This is a genomic window from Paraplanobispora siamensis, from assembly GCF_016863175.1.
Taxonomy (GTDB): domain Bacteria; phylum Actinomycetota; class Actinomycetes; order Streptosporangiales; family Streptosporangiaceae; genus Planobispora; species Planobispora siamensis.
The window spans coordinates 151878-172990 of the sequence record NZ_BOOJ01000047.1 but is presented as its reverse complement, the minus strand read 5'-3'; the positions used below and the strand labels follow the sequence as shown (position 1 = coordinate 172990).

Annotated in this window: 11 protein-coding genes; 9 read left to right on the top strand and 2 right to left on the bottom strand. The window is 72.4% G+C overall.

The window, feature by feature from the left end:
• Positions 1 to 112: 112 nt before the first annotated feature.
• Complete coding sequence (locus Psi01_RS27605) at positions 113 to 3259, bottom strand: AfsR/SARP family transcriptional regulator (RefSeq protein ID WP_204067032.1); 3147 nt, start codon at positions 3257 to 3259, stop codon at positions 113 to 115.
• Positions 3260 to 3746: 487 nt separating this feature from the next.
• Positions 3747 to 3962: a hypothetical protein gene (locus tag Psi01_RS27600; protein ID WP_204067031.1), complete on the bottom strand. Its 216-nt coding sequence runs from the start codon at positions 3960 to 3962 to the stop codon at positions 3747 to 3749.
• 466 nt (positions 3963 to 4428) lie between these two features.
• Here Psi01_RS27600 and Psi01_RS27595 point away from each other — a divergent pair, with 466 nt between their 5' ends.
• The 9 genes from Psi01_RS27595 (at position 4429) to Psi01_RS27555 (ending at position 21104) form a co-directional block, all read left to right on the top strand.
• Positions 4429 to 4767 carry a hydroxyisourate hydrolase gene (locus Psi01_RS27595; protein WP_204067030.1) on the top strand — a complete coding sequence of 113 codons (339 nt, stop codon included), beginning with the start codon at positions 4429 to 4431 and terminating at the stop codon, positions 4765 to 4767.
• Positions 4768 to 4799: 32 nt separating this feature from the next.
• Positions 4800 to 6563, top strand: coding sequence for a 2-isopropylmalate synthase (gene leuA, locus Psi01_RS27590; RefSeq protein WP_204067029.1), 1764 nt, complete (start codon positions 4800 to 4802; stop codon positions 6561 to 6563).
• Between the two features lie 88 nt (positions 6564 to 6651).
• Positions 6652 to 9438 (top strand): helix-turn-helix transcriptional regulator, encoded by a 2787-nt coding sequence (locus tag Psi01_RS27585; RefSeq protein WP_204067028.1) that lies wholly within the window; start codon positions 6652 to 6654, stop codon positions 9436 to 9438.
• A gap of 273 nt (positions 9439 to 9711) precedes the next feature.
• Entirely contained in the window at positions 9712 to 10707 is a 996-nt protein-coding gene (locus Psi01_RS27580; protein WP_204067027.1) for a DUF1702 family protein, read from the top strand.
• A gap of 174 nt (positions 10708 to 10881) precedes the next feature.
• Positions 10882 to 11874 carry a DUF1702 family protein gene (locus Psi01_RS27575; protein WP_239128062.1) on the top strand — a complete coding sequence of 331 codons (993 nt, stop codon included), beginning with the start codon at positions 10882 to 10884 and terminating at the stop codon, positions 11872 to 11874.
• Positions 11871 to 13853, top strand: a complete 1983-nt coding sequence (locus Psi01_RS27570; protein WP_204067026.1) for a CRTAC1 family protein — start codon at positions 11871 to 11873, stop codon at positions 13851 to 13853. The genes Psi01_RS27575 and Psi01_RS27570 overlap by 4 nt, the downstream gene beginning before the upstream one ends.
• A 4-nt stretch (positions 13854 to 13857) precedes the next feature.
• Positions 13858 to 14829 (top strand): enediyne biosynthesis protein, encoded by a 972-nt coding sequence (locus Psi01_RS27565; RefSeq protein WP_204067025.1) that lies wholly within the window; start codon positions 13858 to 13860, stop codon positions 14827 to 14829.
• Positions 14826 to 20672, top strand: coding sequence for a type I polyketide synthase (locus Psi01_RS27560; RefSeq protein ID WP_204067024.1), 5847 nt, complete (start codon positions 14826 to 14828; stop codon positions 20670 to 20672). Before Psi01_RS27565 ends, Psi01_RS27560 begins: the two co-directional genes overlap by 4 nt.
• A gap of 3 nt (positions 20673 to 20675) precedes the next feature.
• Entirely contained in the window at positions 20676 to 21104 is a 429-nt protein-coding gene (locus tag Psi01_RS27555; protein ID WP_204067023.1) for an acyl-CoA thioesterase, read from the top strand.
• Positions 21105 to 21113: the final 9 nt, after the last annotated feature.

The following is a 21113-nucleotide window of genomic DNA, read 5'->3' as shown; positions in this document are numbered from 1 at the left end:
TACGGCGTAGGCCGGGTGGGCAACACCCGGCCGGCTGGGGACGCGCTCCACGGGTGGGTCCATCGGCCGGTACGCATCGCCGTACCGTTCTCAGCCTTAGGACTCACTCCGGCTAGCCCCGGCCCGCCGTCCGGCCGCCCACGGAGCGCAGGGAGCTGTCCGCGATGATGGCGGCGTACACCGGGTGCCGATCCTGGCCGTGGTAGTGGAACGTCGACAGCCGCTCGCGCAGGGACGCCCCCACGCGCGGGTCGATCTGCTCGGAGAGCTCCAGCACCCTCGACAGCGCCGTCGAGGTCGCCGCCTCGTCGCCGATGGCCCGCAGGGCCTCGCTCAGCATGATGAGGGTGTCGGCCTCGCGCAGCGGGATCTTCATCTGGCGGAACAGGGTGGCGGCCTTGTGCAGGGGGCCGGCGGCCTCGGCCGGCTTGCCGGCCGCGATGGCGAGTTCGCCCATGCCGGCCAGCGTGTTGGCCTCCGCCAGCCGGTGGCGGGAGCTCTGCGCGCCGGCCATGGCCTGGCCCAGCAGCGCGGCGGCCTCCTCCAGCCTGCCCTGGCGCAGCCGCGCGACGCCCAGGCCGTGCAGGGCGAACGCCTCGCCGATGGTGTCGCCCGTCTCCTGCACGATCGTCAGCGCCTCCTCGAAGGCGCCCGCCGCCAGGGCGAACTCTCGGGCCTGGAGGTGGGCCTCGCCCATCCGGTGCAGGACCTGGGTGCTCACCCGCCTGCTGCCGCCGCTCCTGCTGCGGACCAGGGCCTCGGCCAGCAGCATCTTGGCGCCGTCGATGTCGTCGCAGTCGACCCTGATCTGGGCGAGGTTGTGCAGCGTGTGCGCGGCGGCGATCTGGTCGCCGATCGCACAGAAGATCCGCAGGGCGTCCTCCAGGTGGCTCATCGCCGCCTCGTACTGGCCGCTCAGCCGTTCGAGGAAGGCGATGTTGCGGATGGCCAGGGCGACCTTCAACTCGTCCCCGACCTCCTGGAAGAGGGCGAGGGCGGCCTGGAACTCGCGCCGCGCGTCGTCGAAGCGCTGCTCGGTCAGGGACAGCGCGCCCAGTGCGCCCAGCATCTCGGCCTGTCCCTGCTTGTCGCCGCCGTTCTGGGCGGCCTCCAGCGCGATCTTGTGGGTCTCCCGCCAGTCGTCCAGGTAGACCCGCGACTCGAAGAAGTCCTCGGCGTGCTTGGCGAGCTTCCAGCACAGCTCGACGAACCCCGCCTGCGCGGCCTGGCGGATGCCCGACAGCAGGACGTGGCGCTCGGACTCGAACCAGACGATGGGGTCGGCGACCAGCCGTTCGACGAGTTCCGCGGGCAGGGGGGAGGGGAAGGAGTTCGGCTCGCCGTCGGCGACCGACGCGCCGTACTCGCGGCTGCGGGCCGCCTGGATCAGCGAGAGCAGCGCGCTGAGCACGCGGGAGAGCGTGGCGGTGCGCTCGGCGGGCGGCTCCTCCGCCGCCAGCCGCTCGCGTGCGAACACGCGGATGAGATCGTGGAATCGGTACTGCGTGTTGATGTGCCGCCCGGTGCTGATCACCTCGATGAGCTGGGCGTCGGCCAGGACGTCCAGGAGGTCCTGGGCGTCGGCGAGCGGCTGGTCCATCAGGGCCGCGCCGGTCCACGCCGAGAAGACGCGCGAGTCCAGGATCGCCAGCCGCCGGAACAGGTGACGGGCCGGCTCGCTGATGCCCTCGTAGGTCAGGGAGAGGCTGGCCCTGATGCCCATCTCGCCGTGCCTGAGCTCGTCGAGCCTGCGGGCCCCGTCCCTGAGCCGGTCCACCAGCTGCTCGACGCTCCAGTGCGGGCGGGCCGCCAGGCGCGCGCCCGCGATGCGCAGCGCCAGCGGCAGGTGCCCGCACAGCTCGGCGAGCGCGACGGCCGCCTCGGGCTCGGCCTGCATCCGGTCGGCCCCGGCGATGTGGGAGAGCAGGTCCAGGGACTGGGCCGCGTCGAACAGGCCCACATCGATTTGGATCGCTCCCGCCAGTCCCGACAGCCTGCTCCGGCTGGTGACGATGACGGCGGAGGCGGGGTTGCCGGGCAGCAGGGGCAGCACCTGGCTCTCGGTGGTCGCGTCGTCCAGGACGATGAGCATCCTGCGCTCGGCCAGGAGGATCCGGTAGGTCTCGGCCCGTTCGTCCATGCTGTCGGGCAGGGAGGTGCCGGGCACTCCCAGCGCGCGCAGGAAGCGTTCGAGCACCTGCATCGGGCTCACCGGCCGGGTGCCGCCTCCGTGCAGGTCGGCGTAGAGCTGGCCGTCGGGGAAGCGCTCGGCGACGCTGTGCGCCGCGTGGACCGCGATGGTCGTCTTGCCGATCCCCGCCCGGCCGGAGATCGCGACGATGGGTACGGCGAAGCGGGCCGCGCCGCCGGAGGCGAGCGTCAGGCGCTGCCGGATCTCCTCGATCTGGTCGTGCCGGCCGATGAAGTCGGCGATGCCGGCCGGGAGCATGCCCGGGACGGCGGGCATGAGCACCCGCGGCTCGGTCTCGGCCTGGGTCGGCGGGCTCGGCGGGTCGAGGCGCTCGTCCGCGGTGAGGATCGCCGACTCGAGCTGCTGCAGCCGTTCGTTGGGCTCGATGCCCAGCTCGTCGATCATCATGCGCCGGGCGTCCCGGTAGACCTGCAGGGACTCCGCCTGACGGCCCGAGCGGTACAGCGCGGTCATGAGCTGGCCGATGAGCCGCTCGCGCAGGGGGTGCTCCTCCACCAGGCCGCTGAGCTCGCCCACCAGCTCGTGGTGGCGGCCCAGGTCCAGCTCCAGCTGGATGCAGTCCTCGTTGGCGGTGATGCGCTGCTCGTCGAGCTGGCTGGCGGCCGATTGGACCAGCCGGCTCTCGATGCCCTCCAGCGCCGGGCCGCGCCACAGCGCGAGCGCCTCGCGGTAGTACTTGACGGCCTCGTCGAGGCTGCGCTCGTCGCGGCTCCTGCGCGCCTTGAGCACGAGCTCGTCGAAGCGGCGGGCGTCGATCCGGCTCTCGCCGGTGCGCAGCGCGTAGCCCTGCGACCTGGTCACGATCATGTCGGGATCGCCGTTCGCGCTGAACAGGCGTCGCAACGTGGAGATGCAGATCTGCACCTGCGCCCGCGAGGTGGCGGGCGGGTCGTCGCCGTAGAGCGCCTCCATGAGACGCCCGATGGTGACGGGCCGGTCGGCGCTCAGGAGCAGGACGGCCAGGACGGTTCGCTGCCGGGAGCCTCCCAGGTCGAGAAGGCGCCCGTCGGCCGCGACTTCAAGAGGTCCCAGGATACGAAACTCCACACGCATCTCCTCGAAGAGGCCTCACTCCTACGGCGAGAATCCTCGCTATTTATGCTGCCAAGAGGTGCACGATGCGAATTCCGGCGCGAGACCACTTTGCTGATCTTCCGCGATTGGCGATGCCACTACCTGGTCACAACACGCCGAATGCGGTCCACCCCAAGATCTGCACGCTTGACATGATAGTCGCTCTTACAGGTCCGTCACTTTTGCCTTGGATGGTACAGTCCCGACCGACCTGTGGCTAGGCGATGGTGTTTTCTACACCGGGTTCACTTTTGCTTTAGTCGTCACGATCAGTCACTATTGGGCGATCTGGGATGGGGTCTATCCGAACCCTTCGCCCGGTGTTTCCCGACCGTTAAGCGGCCATGGGACGGCCCCCGTGTGATCCCGGCGGGCGGGTTCACACGGAGGCCGGTGGAGCATGAGCGCCGTGGCGCCTGGACGGCCGGTCCGGGAGGGGCGGTCCGGAAGGGCCGGTCCGTCAGCCCCAGGGAGTGGGGTCGCCGTTCTTCTGGGTCGGGGACGGCGTGGGGGTGGGCACGTTGTGGAGCTCCGTCTCGCCGCCGTGCCGAAGGGACGTGTGGGGGTCCGCGACCTGCGCGACGGCGACGCCCGCGCCGGCGAGACCGCTGAGGATCACGGCCGAGACGATCGAGATGACGAGGCGCGCGACGTTCTTGTTGGCGCTGGCGCTCATTGCCTACCTCCGTGTTCGTCGCGGCGGCGCATCGGTACGCCGGCCGCTGGGGGCGATCGGCAATCACGCTGGCAACGGCCGCCATCCGCTCCATATCGGCTTGCTTCCGGGCAGGCATCGGTGCAGGTCAGGCGATCGATAACGAGGCTTCCCAAGGCATAAATGGGCATTTTTCCGTAACGTGGGCAGGCTCCGGCGGCGGCGGCGGGAGGCCGCCGCCGTCACCCGCCATCCCTCGCTATCGCGCGGACAGGACCCGGCGATAGCGGACGGAAGGCGCGGCGATAGCGGCGCGCGCGACCCTGGCGGGGAGTCCGGGCGGCCAGGCATCTTGGTGAGGCCGCCCGGACGGTCAAGGCATGGAGCCGGCGCATCCGGGGGAACGCGGGCACGTCGCGGGGTGCGGCGGGCGGACTCGGTGGAGACGACTCCCTCAGACAGGCTCCTTTGGACAGGTGACGGTGAGATGGGTATTGCTGTACAGGCGTTGGACGGTGTGTACGGTCGCCCGGCCGCAGGCGTCCATGTGCGCATCGAGCATGCCGGCAGCGGCCAGTGGCTTACCGAGGCCAAGGCGGAGACCGACCCCGAGGGGCGGGTACGGGAATGGCGCGGGCACGCGTTCGACCGCGGCCTGTACAGGATGACGTTCGAGAGCGACCGTTACTTCGCCGGTCTCGGGCTCATCGCCGCCTATCCCGAGATAGTCGTCATGTTCCGCATCCAGGACGGCGCCGAGGCCTACCAGATTCAGGTGCTGCTTTCGACGTACTCGTACTCAGTCTATTTCGGTTCGCTCGGTTGAGCGTCTTCGCGTGAGCAGTAAAGGACCCGACCATGAACACCAGCCGTTACGCCGCGTTCCCCCAGGTCCCGCTAGATGACCGCACGTGGCCGGCCGCCACTGTCACGGCCGCCCCGCGCTGGCTCTCGACCGACCTGCGCGACGGCAACCAGGCCCTGGCCGCGCCGATGAGCCCGGAGCGCAAGCTGGTGATGTTCGACCTCCTGGTGGCCATGGGCTACAAGGAGATCGAGGTCGGGTTCCCCGCGGCCAGCCGCGACGACCACGACTTCGTCCGGATGATCATCGAGCAGGACCGCATCCCCGACGACGTGCGAGTCTCGGTGCTGGTCCAGGCCCGCGACGAGCTGATCGAGCGGACCGTGGAGAGCCTGCGCGGCGCGCCGCGCGCCACCGTCCACCTCTACAACGCCACCTCCCCGCAGTTCCGGCGGATGGTGTTCGGGATGACCCGCGACGAGTGCAAGGACATGGCCGTCCACGGCACCCAGGTGATGATGAAGTACGCCGAGCGCCTGCTCGGCACGTGCGACCTCGGCTTCCAGTACTCTCCCGAGCACTTCGCCGACACCGAGCCGGACTTCGCGCTGGAGGTCTGCGAGGCGGTCATGGACGTCTGGCGGCCCGGCCCGGACCGCCCGATCATCCTGAACTTCCCCACGACGGTCGAGCGCTCCACCCCCAACGTCTTCGCCGACCGGATCGAGTGGCTGAACCGCAACCTGTCACGCCGCGAGCACGTCTGCCTGTCGGTGCACCCGCACAACGACCGGGGCACCGGGGTCGCCACGGCGGAGCTGGCGCTGCTGGCGGGGGCCGAGCGGATCGAGGGCTGCCTGTTCGGCAACGGCGAGCGGGCGGGCAACGTCTGCCTGGTGACCCTGGGGCTGAACCTGTACACCCAGGGCATCGACCCCGGCATCGACTTCTCCGACCTCGACCACGTCCGCCGCACGGTCGAGCACTGCAACGGCATCCCGGTCCATCCCCGCCATCCCTACGGCGGCGACCTCGTCTACACCGCCTTCTCCGGCTCGCACCAGGACGCGATCAAGAAGGGGTTCGACGCCGTGGAGCGGGAGGCCGCGCGGACCGGGGCCGACCCGTCCCGGATGCCGTGGCGCATGCCGTACCTGCCGCTGGACCCCCAGGACGTGGGGCGCACCTACGAGGCCATCGTGCGGATCAGCAGCCAGTCGGGCAAGGGCGGCCTCGCCTATCTGATGAGCGCGCGGTACGGCCTCAACCTGCCCCGGGCGCTGCAGATCGAGTTCGCCCGCCACGTGCAGGCGCTGGCCGACGCCGAGGGCGGGGAGATCGCACCCGACCGGATCAGGGACGCCTTCCTGCGCGAGTACGCCGTCACCCCAGCCGTCACCCCGGCCGGGCCGCTCCCCGAGACCGCCGGGACGGTCACGGCCCTGCACATCGACGGAGAGGGCTTCGGCCTCGGCCCCCGCCGGACGGACACCGTCAGAGCCGTGCGCTCGGCCCTGGCCGAACGGGGCTTCCGCGTCCGCGTGGTCCACCACCTGGGCCCGGCCGGCCGGGAGCGCGAGGAAGTGGCCGTCTACGCCCAGTGCGGCCTGGACGGCCGGACGTTCTGGGGGGCCGGGATCGAGCGCGACGTGGTGAGCGCGGCCCTGGCGGCCGTCGACGCCGCCGTCGCCAGGGCGGGACTGCGGCGCCCGGCCGCGCCCGCCGCTCTGCCGCCGCTGCCCGAGAGGGAACGGCGCCACGCGGGCCGCTCCGGCCACCCGGCCGGCCGGCCGCGCCGGGTAATAGCCGGGCGATAGGGAAGCGATGCCCGCCACCCCTAGCGTTGCCGGTGAACGAGGCCGCAGCGGCCCCGAGAGACAGGCGGTCACCTGACGGGAGATGGCCATGGGTCTGATCGAGCGCAAAGAGGAACTGACCTCCCTGGAGGAGCTCCTGGCCAACGCGGTCATGGGGCGGGGAAGGATCGCCCTGGTCGGTGGTGCGGTCGCCGTCGGCAAGAGCACCCTGCTGCGCTCGATCGCCGAGCAGGCCATCGAGCTGGGCGCCCTGGCCGTCACGGCGACGGGATCGCGCGTGGAGCGCGACCTGCCGCTGGGCGTGATGCGCCAGCTGATCCAGGACGCGCCGCTGGTGACCACGGTGCGCGAGCGGGCGCTGGCACTGCTGGAGGAGGGCGCGCGCACCGTGTCGGCGACGGACGGGGAGACCGAGCACCAGATCGACGCCCAGGTCGTGCACGCGCTGTGCAGCGTGCTGCTGGACCTGGCGGAGCGCTATCCCCTGGTGATCGTCGTCGACGACGTGCACCACGCCGACCGCGCCTCGCTGCTGTGCCTGGTGTACCTGGCCCGGCGGGTCAGGAACGCGCGGATCATGCTCGTGTTCGGCCACGCCGACCGGGGACGCTACACCGACGCCTACTTCCAGACCGACCTGCTGCGCCAGCCCCACTGCCGCCGCATCCGGCTGACGCCGCTGTCGCGCACCGGCGTGGCGGCGCTGGTGGCCGCCAAGGCGGGCGTCAAGGTCACCGAGCGCCTCGCCGACAGGTGGTACGCGCTCAGCGGCGGCAACCCCCTGCTGGCCGGCGCCCTGGCCGACGACCACGAGGACTTCGTCCGCGCCGCGAGCGAGCAGCCCGCCGACGTCGTCGTCGGCGAGCAGTTCGGCCAGGCCGTGCTGTCGTGCCTGCAGCGCGGCCGCTCCAGGACCACGCTGGTGGCGCGCGGCCTGGCGATCCTCGGGGAGTCGGAGGGCCTGGACCGGCTGCTGGACCTGCCCATGATCGACATCAGCGGGGAGCTGCTCTCCCTCGGCGCCGCCGGGCTGCTGGCGGGAGGCCGCTACCGCCACGAGGCGGTCAGGGAGATCGTGCTGGCCGGGATGGACGTCCAGGAGCGCAGGGAACTGCACCGCCGCGCGGCCGAGCTGGTCTACGCCAGGGGCCTGACGCCCTCGGTGATCGCCGAGCACCTCCTCAACGCCGACACGATCGAGGCGCCCTGGGTCGTCCCGGTCCTGGAGGAGGCCGCCAGGAACGCCCTGCGCGACGGGCACGTGGAGTCGGCGGTGGCCTACCTGCGCCGCGCCTGGACCGAGTGCGCGGACGAGGCCCACCGCTCGAAGATCATGACGATGCTGGTGCGGGCCGAGTGGCGCATCAACCCGGCCGCTCCCGAGGGGCACCTGTCCGAGCTCGCCGAGGCGATGAACCGGGGGAGCCTGCGCGGCGGCGACGCCGTCGTGCTGGCGCGGGCCCTGCTGTGGCACGGCCGCTTCGACGACGCGCGCGACGTGCTGGAGCAGCTCGACGGGGCGGCCGAGGCCGTCGACCAGGAGACGACCGCCGAGCTCGTCGTGGCCCGGCTGTGGCTGCGGGCCACCTACCCGCCCTTCCTCAACCACCTGCGGCGCACGACGGGGGAGTGGGGGCTGGCGAACATGGTCTCGGTGGCCGTCAGCCAGCGCCTGGAGTCGACGCTGGCCCTGGCCGAGGTGCTGACGCGCGGGCCGCGCGAGGGGAGCATGAACACCGTCGAGCGGATCCTGGAGGACTCCCGCCTCGACGAGATGACGCTGGACACCGTGGAGAACGCGCTGCTGGCGCTCACCTATGCCGGGCGCTGCGACCGGGCCGCCCCCTGGTGCGACCTGTTCGCCGTCGAGGCCTCCTCCCGGCAGGCGCCGAGCCGGCAGGCCCGGCTGGCGGCCATCCGCGCCGAGATCGCGATCCGCCAGGGCGACATGCCCGTCGCCGAGCACCACGCGCGCCTGGCGCTCGACAGCATCCCGATGAGCAGCTGGGGAGTGGCCATCGGCGGGCCGCTGAGCAGCCTGATCCTCGCGCTGACGGCGATGGGCAAGTACGACGCGGTGCGCGAGCACCTCGACCGGCCGGTCCCCGAGGCCATGTTCCAGACCCGGTACGGCCTGCACTACCTGCACGCGCGGGGCCGCTACAGCCTGGCGACCGAGTACGCGGCGCTGGCGCTGCGCGACTTCCAGCGCTGCGGCGAGCTGATGGTCGCATGGAACCTCGACACGCCGGGGCTGATCCCCTGGCGGGCCGACGCGGGCGAGGCGTGCCTGCGGATGGGGGAGACGGAGGAGGCCCGGCAGCTGGTCCAGGCGCACCTGGAGCTGTGCGGTTCCGACGCCCGCCGGGGCAGGGGCATCGCCCTGCGCCTGCTGGCCGCCACCTCCGAACCGGCGCGCCGCCCGGCGCTGCTGCGCCAGGCCACCGAGTACCTGCAGATGGCCGGGGACAAGTACGAGCTGGCCCGGGCGCTGCTCGACCTCGTCGAGGCCTACGACTCCCTCGGCGAGTACCGCCGCGCCCGGACGATCGCCGGCCGGGCCCAGGCGGTGGCCAAGGAGTGCCGGGCCGAGCCGATGATCGGCGCGCTGGCCCGGGGGGACGGCGCGGGGACGGCCTCCTCCCCGCTGTCAGGCGAGCTGTCCGGCGAGCTGATCGGCGTGCTGAGCGACGCCGAGCGCCGGGTCGCGATCCTGGCCGCGGCCGGTTACACCAACCGCGAGATCGCGTCCAAGCTGTACATCACGATCAGCACCGTCGAGCAGCACCTGACCCGCACCTACCGCAAGCTCAACATCAGCCAGCGGGCCGACCTGCCGCTGGTGCTGGAGTTCGGCGACCAGGCCTCCATCTGACCGTACGGCGGGCGGGTCCGATATCCGGGATCGCCGCCTCGTGAACCGGGGCCGCGCCGGGTTTCTCTTCGCGTGCCGTACCGCACCGGCCCAGCTGCGATTCCGGATATCCCCGCATTTTGCGAAAAGTCCATTCCTTCTCTCCGACGCATCCTGATGAAGGCGAACGGCCGGGCGATTTCTCCCGTGACCACCGGCCGTCCCGGCCGGTCCCTCCGCGCCCGGCGGGACGGGCGCCCGCGCGCATGGCTGCCGGATGATGAGGAGGGCACAATGTCAACGCTTCCCGGAGCGATCCGCAGGCTCGTGCTGGCGCCGTCCCTGAAGGACGTGACGTTCGGGGCGCGTGGTTTCCCGGCGGCCCCCTCGGCGGCGGTGCGGCGGCTGGAGGCGATCCCGCAGGCGGTCGTGTGCGGCTTCGAGTGGGGCATCGACGGGCGGGGCCTGTGGGAGGTCGAGCGCAGGCTCGGCATGGTCGACGTCGAGTTGCGCGGCTTCGCCTACGAGGGCGCGACCATGGCCTTCACCGTCCTGGACGCCATGGGAGGCGGGCGCGGGCACCGTACCCGCGACCTGATGGCGGGACCGGGCCGGCCGCACATCTTCCTGACCTACATCGGCATCGGCTTCGCCATGGCGCGCCTGCCCCGGGTGCTGTGGAAGAAGGTCGTCCCCGAGATGGACGGGGTGCCCTACCACCCCACGATGAGCTGGCTGGCGGTCGACGGCTACGGCTTCGACCGCGCCTACTTCGACACCCGCGCCTGGGTCGACGGGCAGAAGGTGCCCCGGCCCTACCCGTGGGACGGGGCCCCCGACTACTTCCCGCGCGCGGTGGACCAGGGCGTGGGCCGCGCCCTGTGGTTCATCCACGGCGCGCAGGTGCAGGACGTCGCGACGGCGGTGCGCCGCTTCGCCGCCCACCGCCAGGCGGACCTGTGGAGCGGCGTGGGCCTGGCCGCGGCGTTCGCCGGCGGCTGCGACGCCGAGGCCCTGGCCGCGCTGCGCGGGCAGGCAGGCGAGCACGGGGCCGAGGTGGCCCAGGGCGCGGTGTTCGCGGTCAAGGCGCGCGACCACGCCGGGTTCGTGCCGCCGCACACCGAGGCGGCCGGGGCCGTGCTCGCCGGGCTGTCGGTCGCCGACGCCGTGGCCCTGGCCGACGACACCGCCGTCGACCCGCGCACCCCGGGCCGGGTCCCGCCGTACGAGCTGTGGCGCCGGCGCGTGCGCGAGCGCTTTGCCGCGACCCCTGACCGGCTTCTGAGATAACCATTTCCCGAAATCGCCGCCGCGTTTAAGGCGCGACGGCCGCCGAGCATTGCCGGAAACGCTTCGAAATGAATTGAGGAATTCTCCGGTGAGCATTCACGGAGTGGACCGAACGCAGTTCCATATGGATACATTCGTACTGGATTTCCCCCTGCACCAGGGGTTCCCGGATGGGTGGAGAGGCAATTGACTAATTCTCTGCGTGCATTGAGAAGACGGATTCTCACACCTGACGTCTCTGAAACGAAACTTGAGAACCGCGGTTTCCATGTGAAGAACGAGGAGTCCCGGGCGCTGCTGGAGGAGATCGGCGCGACGTTCCTGCGCGGATACGCCTTCGCGGCGGAGGCGAGGACGCCGGCGGAGGCGGAGGAGCTCCTTGAGCGGGTGCCCGCGCGCTTCCGCGGGTTCGCCTACGAGGGCGCCGGGATGGGCTTCGCGGTGCTCGACGGGCTGCCGTTCGGCGGCGGCCGCAAGGTCGGGGACTTCCTCGCCGGGCGCGGCGACGCCCACATCTACATGGTCTACGTAGGGATCGGCTGGGCGATGGCCCGGCTGCCGCGTTTCCGCTGGCCCAGGAGCGCCGCGCTCGACCCGCTGCTGCTGTGGCTGGCGCACGACGGCTACGGATTCCACCAGGCCTATTTCCACACCGAGCGGTACGTGAACCGGCAGTACCGCGACCCGGACTTCCCGTGGCCCGCGGGTGAGGACCGGCACTACGCCAACCGGGCGATCGACCAGGGCATCGGGCGGGCCCTGTGGTTCGTCGGCGGCACCGACGTCGAGCGGGTGACCTCGATGGTCGGCAGGTTCCCCCGCTCGCGCCACGCCGACCTGTTCAGCGGCATCGGGCTGGCCGCCACCTACGCGGGCGGCGGCGCCGAGGACGAGCTGGTGGAACTGCGCGAGCGCGCCGGGCCGTACCGCCCCCAGCTCGCGCAGGGCAGCGCGTTCGCGGCCGAGGCCCGTATCCGCGCCGGCCTGCTGGTGCCGCACAACGAGGTGGCCACCCGGATCCTGTGCGGGACCGGTCCCGAGCAGGCGGCGCGGATCTGCCTCGACACCAGGCCCTCGGGGCCGGTGCGCGGTGGGATGCCCGCCTACGAGATGTGGCGGCAGCGCATCGCAGATCAGTTCGTATCTCTTGGAGGTGTTAGGCCGTGACCACGACAGCTGGCTGGTTGCGCCGGCAACTGGCGGGAATCCTCGCCCTGGCGCTGATGGTGACCGCGTTCCTGGTGGGCCGCCCCTATTTCGCATCGGCCGCCGAGAAGGAGGACGTGGCCGGGCGCTACGCCTTCACCTCGCACAGCGTCGCGCTGCCCGGCGGGTTCCCCCTGCAGACGATCCGCAAGGTCAACAAGGACTACAAGAAGATCGACGCCTGGATCTCCTCGGTCGGCGCCGCGATCGCGATGGACGACCTGGACGGCGACGGCCTGGCCAACGACCTGTGCACCGTCGACACCCGGACCGACCAGACCGTGGTGACCCCCACCCCCGGCGAGCGCGCCGGCCGCTACCAGCCCTTCGCGCTCACCTCGGGGAACCTGCCCATGGGCAGGGCCATGGCCCCCATGGGCTGCGTGCCGGGTGACTTCAACGAGGACGGCCGGACCGACCTGCTGGTCTATCTGTGGGGCCGCTCGCCCATCCTCCACCTGCAGAAGGCCGGGGTGAGCGCGCTGTCGGCCGACGCCTTCCAGGCCACCGAGCTGGTGCCGGCCTCCGCGGGCCCCTCCTACACCGGCCCGATCTGGAACACCAACGTGGCCACCGTCGCCGACTTCGACGGCGACGGGCACTCCGACATCTTCATCGGCAACTACTTCCCCGACGACTCGCGCGTCCTGGACGACACCGTCAGCGGCGGCGTGGAGATGAACGACTCCATGTCCCGGGGCTTCAACGGCGGGCGCAACTACTTCTTCCGCTGGACCGGCGGGACCGGGGGCGCGCAGCCCACGGCGAGCTTCCAGCGGGTCGACGACGTGCTGGAGGAGGAGGTCTCCACCGGCTGGGAGCTGGGCGCCACCTCCGTCGACCTGGACGGCGACCGGCTGCCCGAGCTGTTCCTGAACAACGACTTCGGCCCCGACCGCCTGCTGCACAACCGCTCCACCCCGGGCAAGCTGAAGTTCGCCCAGGTGGAGGGCGGCCGTACCCCGCTCACCCCGAAGTCCAAGGCGATCATGCACGACTCGTTCAAGGGCATGGGCTCCGACGCGGGCGACTTCAACGGCGACGGCATCTACGACTTCTTCGTCAGCAACATCACCACGCCCTACGGCATCCAGGAGAGCAACTTCCACTTCGTCTCCACCGCCAAGGACAAGACCGACCTGCGCACGCAGCTCAGCCAGGGCAGGGCGCCCTGGGAGGACCGCAGCGCCCAGCTGGGCACCGCCTGGTCGGGCTGGGGCTGGGACGTCAAGATCGCCGACTTCGACAACAGCGGCGACCCGGCGATCGCCCAGGCCACCGGGTTCGTCAAGGGCAGCGTCAACCGGTGGGCGCAGCTGCAGGAGCTGGCCACCGCCAACGACGGCGTCGTGCACAGCCCGCTGTCGTGGCCGGTCGTCAACGCCGGCAGCGACATCGCCGGCGGCCAGACCCTCGCCTTCTTCGCCAAGACCGCCGACGGGCGCTACGCCAACGTCTCCGAGGAGCTCGGCCTGGCCGTGCCGGTGCCCACGCGGGGCATCGCCACCGGCGACGCCGACGGCGACGGGCTGCTCGACTTCGCCGTCGCCCGGCAGTTCGACGTCCCGGTCTTCTACCGCAACACCAGCCCGTCCAAGGGCGCCTTCCTGGGACTGCGGCTGACCCACGAGTCCGCGGGCCCGGCGACCTCTTCCACCTCCACCGAGGGGCTCCCGGCGGCCGGGATCCCGGTCATCGGCGCGCAGGCGACGGTGACCACCGCCGACGGGCGCACCTTCGTCGGGCGCGTCGACGGCGGCAGCGGCCACTCGGGCAAGCGCTCCAAGGAGATCCACATCGGCCTCGGCGAGAACGTCACCGGGCCGCTGCGGGTCCACCTGACCTGGCGGGACCTGACCGGACAGCCCCGCGAGCAGGATCTTCAGCTCACCCCGGGCTGGCACCGGCTGCAGCTCGGCTCACAAGCGAAGGAGAAGTGACGACATGGCAGAGAAAACGATCAGTCCGCCGCGCCACGACCAGAAGGTCATCACGGCCCTGCGCCGGTTCGCCATCTCGATCACGATCTTCAACATCCTCGGCTACACGGTTCTGGGATTCGAGCAGGGGTGGGCCTGGCCGTTCGTCGCCCTGGCCACCGGCTACACCACGGAGATCCTGCTGGAGACCGTCGGGGCGCGCTCGGAGGGTCGTACGGCCCGCTATCGCGGCAACGGCTTCCGGGGGCTGGTGGAGTTCCTCTACCCGGCGCACATCACCAGCATCGCGATGAACATGCTGATCTACGTCAACGACCAGATCCTGGTGATGATGTTCGGCGTCATCGTCGCGGTCGGCACCAAGTGGGTGCTGCGGGCACCGGTCCGCGGCCGGCTGCGCCACTTCATGAACCCGTCCAACTTCGGCATCGCGGTCATCCTGGTGCTGTTCCCCTGGGCCAGCATCGCCCCGCCGTACCACTTCAGTGAGAACGTCACCAACCCGATCGACTGGCTCATCCCCGCGGTGATCATCTTCTTCGGCACCATGCTCAACGCCAAGCTCACCAACCGGATGTGGCTGATCGGCGCCTGGGTGGGCGGCTTCGCCCTGCAGGCGGTGGTCCGCGGCCTGATCATCGACGACATCTCCATCCTCGGCGGCCTGTCGATGATGACCGGCATCGCGTTCATCCTCTTCACCAACTACATGATCACCGACCCGGGGACGACCCCGTCCAAGCCGCTGTCGCAGGTCGCCTTCGGCGGCGGGGTGGCGCTGGTGTACGGCGTCCTGCTCGGCATGAACATCCCCTACGGGATCTTCTTCGCCACCGCGATCGTCTGCCTGATCCGCGGCGGGTTCCTGTGGTCCCTGCACATCGTGGCCAAGGCCCGCGAGCAGGAGGCGGCGCGGGTCACCGCCGCGGCCACCGAGGCGCTGGCCCCCGTGGAGAAAGCGGTCGCGAAGGTATGACCAGGATCGCCATCGTCGGCATGGCCTGCCGCTACCCGGACGCGGCCTCGCCCCGGGAGCTGTGGGAGAACGCGGTCGCCGGCCGCCGCGCCTTCCGCCGCCTGCCAGACGTCCGCATGAGGCTGGAGGACTACTGGGACCCCGACCCGGCCACCCCCGACCGCTTCTACGCGCGCACCGCCGCGGTCATCGAGGGCTACGAGTTCGACCGGATCGCCTACCGGATCGCCGGGAGCACCTACCGCTCGACCGACCTGACCCACTGGCTCGCGCTCGACATGGCGGGCCGGGCGCTGGAGGACGCGGGCTTCCCGGGGGCCGAGGGCCTGCCGAGGGACCGCACCGGCGTGGTCGTGGGCAACACCCTCACCGGTGAGTTCACCAGGGCGAACGTGCTCCGGCTGCGCTGGCCGTACGTCCGGCGCACGCTCGCCGCCGCGCTCAGGGAACAGGGCTGGGACGACGACAGGCTGGCGAGCTTCCTGTCCGACTACGAGGCCGCCTACAAGAGCCCGTTCCCGGCCATCGACGAGGACACCCTCGCCGGCGGCCTGTCCAACACCATCGCCGGACGGATCTGCAACCACTTCGACCTCAACGGGGGCGGCTACACCGTCGACGGCGCCTGCTCCTCGTCGCTGCTGTCGGTGGTGACGGCGGGCAAGGCGCTGAGCGACGGCGACCTCGACGTCGCCGTCGCCGGCGGGGTGGACCTGTCCATCGACCCCTTCGAGATCGTCGGTTTCGCCAAGACCGGGGCGCTGGCCAAGAGCGACTTCCGGCTCTACGACCGGCACTCCAACGGCTTCTGGCCGGGCGAGGGCTGCGGCATGGTCGTGCTGATGCGGGAGGAGGACGCGGTGGCGGCCGGGCACCGGATCTACGCCACCGTGGCCGGATGGGGCATCTCCTCCGACGGCAAGGGCGGCATCACCCGCCCCGAGGTCAGCGGCTACCAGCTCGCGCTGAAGCGGGCCTACGACAAGGCGGGCTTCGGCATCGGCACCGTCGCCCTGTTCGAGGGCCACGGCACCGGCACGGCCCTGGGCGACGCCACCGAGCTCAAGGCGCTGTCCGGCGCCCGGGCCGAGGCGGACCCCGGGGCGGCGCCCGCGGCGGTCGGCTCGATCAAGGGGATGATCGGGCACACCAAGGCGGCGGCCGGGGTGGCCGGGCTGATCAAGGCGGCGATGGCCGTGCACGAGCAGGTGCTGCCGCCGACCATCGGCTGCGTCGAGCCGCACCAGGTGCTGACCGAGGAACCGGCGGCCCTGCGCGTGCTGCGCAAGGCCGAGCCCTGGCCGGCCGACGCGCCGCTGCGCGCCGGCGTCACCGCCATGGGCTTCGGCGGCATCAACACCCACGTCGTGCTGGAGAGCACCGCCTCCCGGCGGCGGCCCCCGTCCACCCGCACCCGGGCGCTGGCCGCCTCGCTGCAGGACGCGGAGCTGCTGCTGGTCGACGGGGCCTCGCCGCGGGCGCTGCGCGAACGGCTGGCCAGGCTGGCCGACTTCGTGCCCGCGATCTCCTACTCCCAGCTCGCGGACCTGGCCGCCACGCTCCAGCGCGAGCTGCGCGACCTGCCCTACCGCGCCGCCGTCGTGGTGTCCTCCCCCGAGGACGCCGAGCGGCAGCTGCGGCGGGTGCTGTCGGCCCTGGAGTCGGGGGAGGAGAGCCTGTTCACCCCCGACGGCAAGGCCTTCGCCGGTCACGCGGCCGGGCGGGCCAGGGTCGGCTTCCTGTTCCCCGGCCAGGGGTCGGGGCGCGGCACCGGCGGCGGCGCGCTGCGCCGGCGCTTCGCCGACGTCGAGGAGGTCTACGCCAGGGCGGCGCTGCCCACCGGCGGCGACATGGTGGCCACCGCGGTCGCCCAGCCCCGCATCGTCACCGACTCCATGGCCGGGCTGCGGGCGCTGTCCCTGCTCGGCATCGACGCCGACGTGGCGGTCGGCCACAGCCTGGGCGAGCTGTCGGCGCTGCACTGGGCCGGCGCCATGGAGGAGGAGGACCTCCTGCGGGTGGCGACCAAGCGCGGCCGGGCCATGACCGAGCACAGCGAGTCGGGCACGATGGCCGGCGTCCGCGCGGCGCCCGAGACCGTGACCGGCCTGATCGGCGACCTGCCGGTGGTGATCGCCGGCTACAACGGCCCCACCCAGACCGTCGTCGCCGGGCCCGTCGAGGCCGTGGAGGAGGTCGGGCGCGCGGCGGCGCGGGCGGGGCTGACCTGGACCAGGCTGCCGGTCTCCCACGCCTTCCACTCGCCGCTGGTGGCCCCGGCCGCCGAGGCGCTGGCCGAGGCGCTGGCCGAGGAGCGGTTCGGCCCGATCGCGGGGCGGGTGGTCTCCACGGTCACCGGGACGGCGCTGCCGCCCGGCACCGACATCCCGCAGCTGCTGCACCGGCAGATCACCGCCCCCGTGCTCTTCACCCAGGCGGTGGAGCTGGCGGCCGAGGGCATGGACCTGCTCGTCGAGGTCGGCCCCGGGCGGGTGCTCAGCGGGCTGGCGGCCGAGGCGACACAGGTCCCCGCGGTCGCCCTGGACACCGACGGCGAGTCGCTGGCCGGGCTGCTGCGGGTGGCCGGCGCCGCCTACGTCGTCGGCGTCCCCGTCGCGCACGACGAACTGTTCCACGGCCGGCTGGTCCGGCCGCTGGAGGTCGGCCAGGAGTTCGCCTTCTTCGCCAGCCCCGCCGAGCAGGCCCCGGACGTGAAGGTCGCGCAGGCGGCCCGCACGCCCGGCGGCCCGGCGGCCGGTTCCCCCGCGCCGGCCGCCGGGCCGGTCTCCGCGGCGAAGCCCGAGGGGACGCGGCCGCAGGAGGCACAGGTGGAGTCGACCATCGACCTGCTGCGCCACCTGGCGGCCGAGCGCGCGGAGCTGCCCCTGGAGATGGTGACCGAGGACAGCCGGCCGCTGGACGAGCTGCACCTGAGCTCGGTCACGGTGATGCACATCATCGACCAGGCGACCCAGCGGCTGGGCGTGCCCGCGGGACAGGCGCCCACCAACCTCGCCACCGCGAGCCTGCGGGAACTGGGCGAGGCGCTGGACCGGCTGGCCACCGAGCCGCGGGAGCCGGCGGCCGCGGGCGTGGCCCCGGCCGCCGACTGGGTCAGGGCCTTCACCGTCGACCTCGACGTCAGGCCGCTGCCAGCCCGGACGGCGGCGCAGGAGAGCGGGAGCTGGCAGGTCTTCGCGGCGCCCGGGTCCCCGATCGCCGAGCCGCTGCGCGAGGCCCTCGAAGCAGGGAAGGTCGGTTCCGGTGTTCTGGTGTGCCTACCCCCCGAGTGTGCGCAGGAGCACCTCGAGCAGGCGCTGCTCGGCGCCAAGGCGGCCATGGCGGGCGGGCCGGGCACCCGGTTCGTCCTGGTCCAGCACGGCCGGGGCGCGGCGGGCCTGGCCAAGACCCTCCACCTGGAGGACCCCCGCGTGCGCACCACCGTCGTGCACGTACCGCCGCTACCCGAGGCGGTCGCCTGGGTGACGGCCGAGGTCGCGGCCACCACCGGCTTCGCCGAGGCCCACTACGACGCCGGCGGCGTACGGCGGGTCCCGGTGATGCGCGCGATGCCGGTACGGCCCGCGCGCACCGAGCAGCCGCTGGGCGCCGAGGACGTCCTGCTGGTCACCGGCGGCGGCAAGGGCATCACCGCCGAGTGCGCCATCGCGATGGCCGCCGACAGCGGCGCGCGGCTGGCCGTACTGGGCCGTTCCGATCCGGCCGGTGACCAGGAGCTCGCCGGGAACCTGCGGCGCATGGCCGACTCCGGGCTGAGGGTGCACTACGCGCGGGCCGACGTCACCGACGCCGATCAGGTGCGCCGCGCCGTCGCCGAGGTCGAGCGCGAGCTCGGGCCGGTGACCGCGGTGCTGCACGGCGCCGGGCGCAACGAGCCCGCGGGCCTGGCGAGCCTGGACATGGACGCCTTCCGGCGCACCTTCGCCCCCAAGGTCGACGGCCTGCGCCACGTGCTGGAGGCGGTACGACCCGGCGGGCTGCGCCTGCTGGTGACCTTCGGCAGCATCATCGGCCGGGCGGGCCTGCACGGCGAGGCCCACTACGCCACGGCCAACGAGTGGCTGGCCGACCTCACGGCCGAGGCGGCCCGGCGGCATCCGGACTGCCGCGCGATCTGCATGGAGTGGTCGGTCTGGTCCGACGTCGGCATGGGCGAGCGGCTGTCGGTCGTGGACCGGCTGGTCGAGCAGGGCATCACGCCGATCCCCGCGGAGCGGGGCGTGGAGATCATGCGACGCCTGGTCGCCGACCCCGGGACGCCCGGCGTCGTGGTGATCAGCGGGCGCACCGAGGGCATCGGCACCGTCGCCCGCGACCTGCCGGAGCTGCCGCTGCTGCGCTTCGTCGGCAAGCCGCTGGTGCGCTATCACGGCGTGGAGCTCGTCTCGGAGGTCGAGGTCAACGCCGGCACCGACCTCTATCTCCCCGACCACTTCCTGGACGGCAACCTGCTGTTCCCCGCGGTGTTCGGCATGGAGGCCATGGCCCAGGTCGCCCTGGCGACCACCGGGCGGGACACCGTGCCGGTCATCGAGGAGGCGCGGTTCCTGCGCCCGATCATCGTGCCGCCGGCCGGCAGCACCACGCTGCGCGTCGCCGCCACCGTCACCGACGACGACACGCTGGCGGTGACGATCCGCAGCGCGGAGACCGGCTTCGACGTGGACCACTTCCGGGCCCGGCTGCGCCTGACCGGCGAGACGGCGCCCGCCGGGCCGCCCGAGCAGGCCGAGGGACTGCCCCCGGTCCCGCTAGACCCGGCCACCGAGATGTACGGCGAGGTGCTCTTCCAGGGCAAGCGGTTCCAGCGGCTGGGCCGCTACCACCGGGCGGCGGCGCGCCACGTCGACGCCGAGGTGGCGGCGCTGGAGACCGGCGACTGGTTCGCCGCGTTCCTCCCCGGTGACCTGCTCCTGGGCGATCCGGGCATGCGCGACGCGCTGATGCACGGCAACCAGGTCTGCGTGCCGGACGCCACGCTGCTGCCCACCGGGGTCGACCGGATCCATCCCGGCGGTCCCGGTCTCGCCGCGATCGGCGGGCTGCGCTACTGCGCCGCCGAGCGTGAGCGCGACGGGGACACCTACGTCTACGACATCGCCGTGCGCACGCCGGACGGCGAGGTCGTCGAACGCTGGGAGGGCCTGCGCCTGCAGGCCGTACGCAAGAAGGACGGCCGCGGCCCCTGGACGGCGCCGCTGCTGGGCCCCTACCTGGAGCGGACGCTGGAGGACCTGACCGGGCAGCGGATCGCGGTCGCCGTCGAGCCGCACCAGCCGGACGACCCGCAGGACGAGCGGGCGCACACCGCCGCGGGCCTCGGCCGGGCGCTCGGCCGCGCGGTCGAGGTCGGGTACGGCCCCGTCGGGGCCGGGTCCGGTTCCGGCGGGGCCGGGGCAGGTTCCGGTTCCGGCGGCGTGCCGCGGATCGAGGGCGGGCCGGAGGTCTCGGCCGCCCACGTGCCCGGGATGACATTGTGCGTCGCGGCCCCGGGCCCCGTGGGATGCGCCGTCGCGCCGGTCGTCATCCGGCCGGAGCAGGAGCACCGGGACCTGCTGGGCGCGCACGCGCCGCTGGCCGGGCGGGTCGCCGCGCAGACGGGCGAGAGTCCCGACACCGCGGGCGCGCGGGTCCTGGCCGCAGCCGAGTGCCTGAAGGCGGCCGGCCTGCCGCCGGACACCCCGCTCGCCCCGCTCCCGGGCGCAGGCGGCGCGTGGACGGTCTTCGGCGCGCAGGACCTGCGGATCGCGACGCTGGCCACGTCCGTGCGGGGCGTCGAGCACCCCGTCGTCGTGGCGGTTCTCACCGAAGGGCGGTCATAGACCATGAGCAAGTACTTCGAGTATCTCCACACGGTGGGCTTCGAAGAGACGAACATCGTCGGCAACGTCTACTACGTCAACTATCTGCGGTGGCAGGGACGCTGCAGGGAGATGTTCCTGAAGGAGCGGGCCCCCGAGGTGCTCGCCGACCTCCAGGACGACCTGAAGCTCTTCACCCTCAAGGTCGAGTGCGAGTTCTTCGCCGAGATCACGGCCTTCGACGAACTGTCCATCCGGATGCGCCTGGGCGAGCTCGCGCAGACCCAGCTCGAGTTCAGCTTCGACTACGTCCGGCTGGACGCGGACGGGAGCGAGACGCTCATCGCCCGCGGCAAGCAGCGGGTGGCCTGCATGCGCGGGCCGAACACCCGCACCTCACCCGCCAGGGTTCCCGAACCGCTGGTCAGGGCGCTCGAACCGTACGCGTCGTAGGCGCGGATC

Excerpts from the sequence above, each read along its gene's own strand:
- Psi01_RS27580 (WP_204067027.1), top strand. The coding sequence starts at position 9,712 with ATGTCAACGCTTCCCGGAGCGATCCGCAGGCTCGTGCTGGCGCCGTCC.
- Psi01_RS27565 (WP_204067025.1), top strand. The coding sequence starts at position 13,858 with ATGGCAGAGAAAACGATCAGTCCGCCGCGCCACGACCAGAAGGTCATC.
- Psi01_RS27560 (WP_204067024.1), top strand. The coding sequence starts at position 14,826 with ATGACCAGGATCGCCATCGTCGGCATGGCCTGCCGCTACCCGGACGCG.
- Psi01_RS27595 (WP_204067030.1), top strand. The coding sequence starts at position 4,429 with ATGGGTATTGCTGTACAGGCGTTGGACGGTGTGTACGGTCGCCCGGCC.
- Psi01_RS27555 (WP_204067023.1), top strand. The coding sequence starts at position 20,676 with ATGAGCAAGTACTTCGAGTATCTCCACACGGTGGGCTTCGAAGAGACG.
- leuA (WP_204067029.1), top strand. The coding sequence starts at position 4,800 with ATGAACACCAGCCGTTACGCCGCGTTCCCCCAGGTCCCGCTAGATGAC.
- Psi01_RS27585 (WP_204067028.1), top strand. The coding sequence starts at position 6,652 with ATGGGTCTGATCGAGCGCAAAGAGGAACTGACCTCCCTGGAGGAGCTC.
- Psi01_RS27600 (WP_204067031.1), bottom strand. The coding sequence starts at position 3,962 with ATGAGCGCCAGCGCCAACAAGAACGTCGCGCGCCTCGTCATCTCGATC.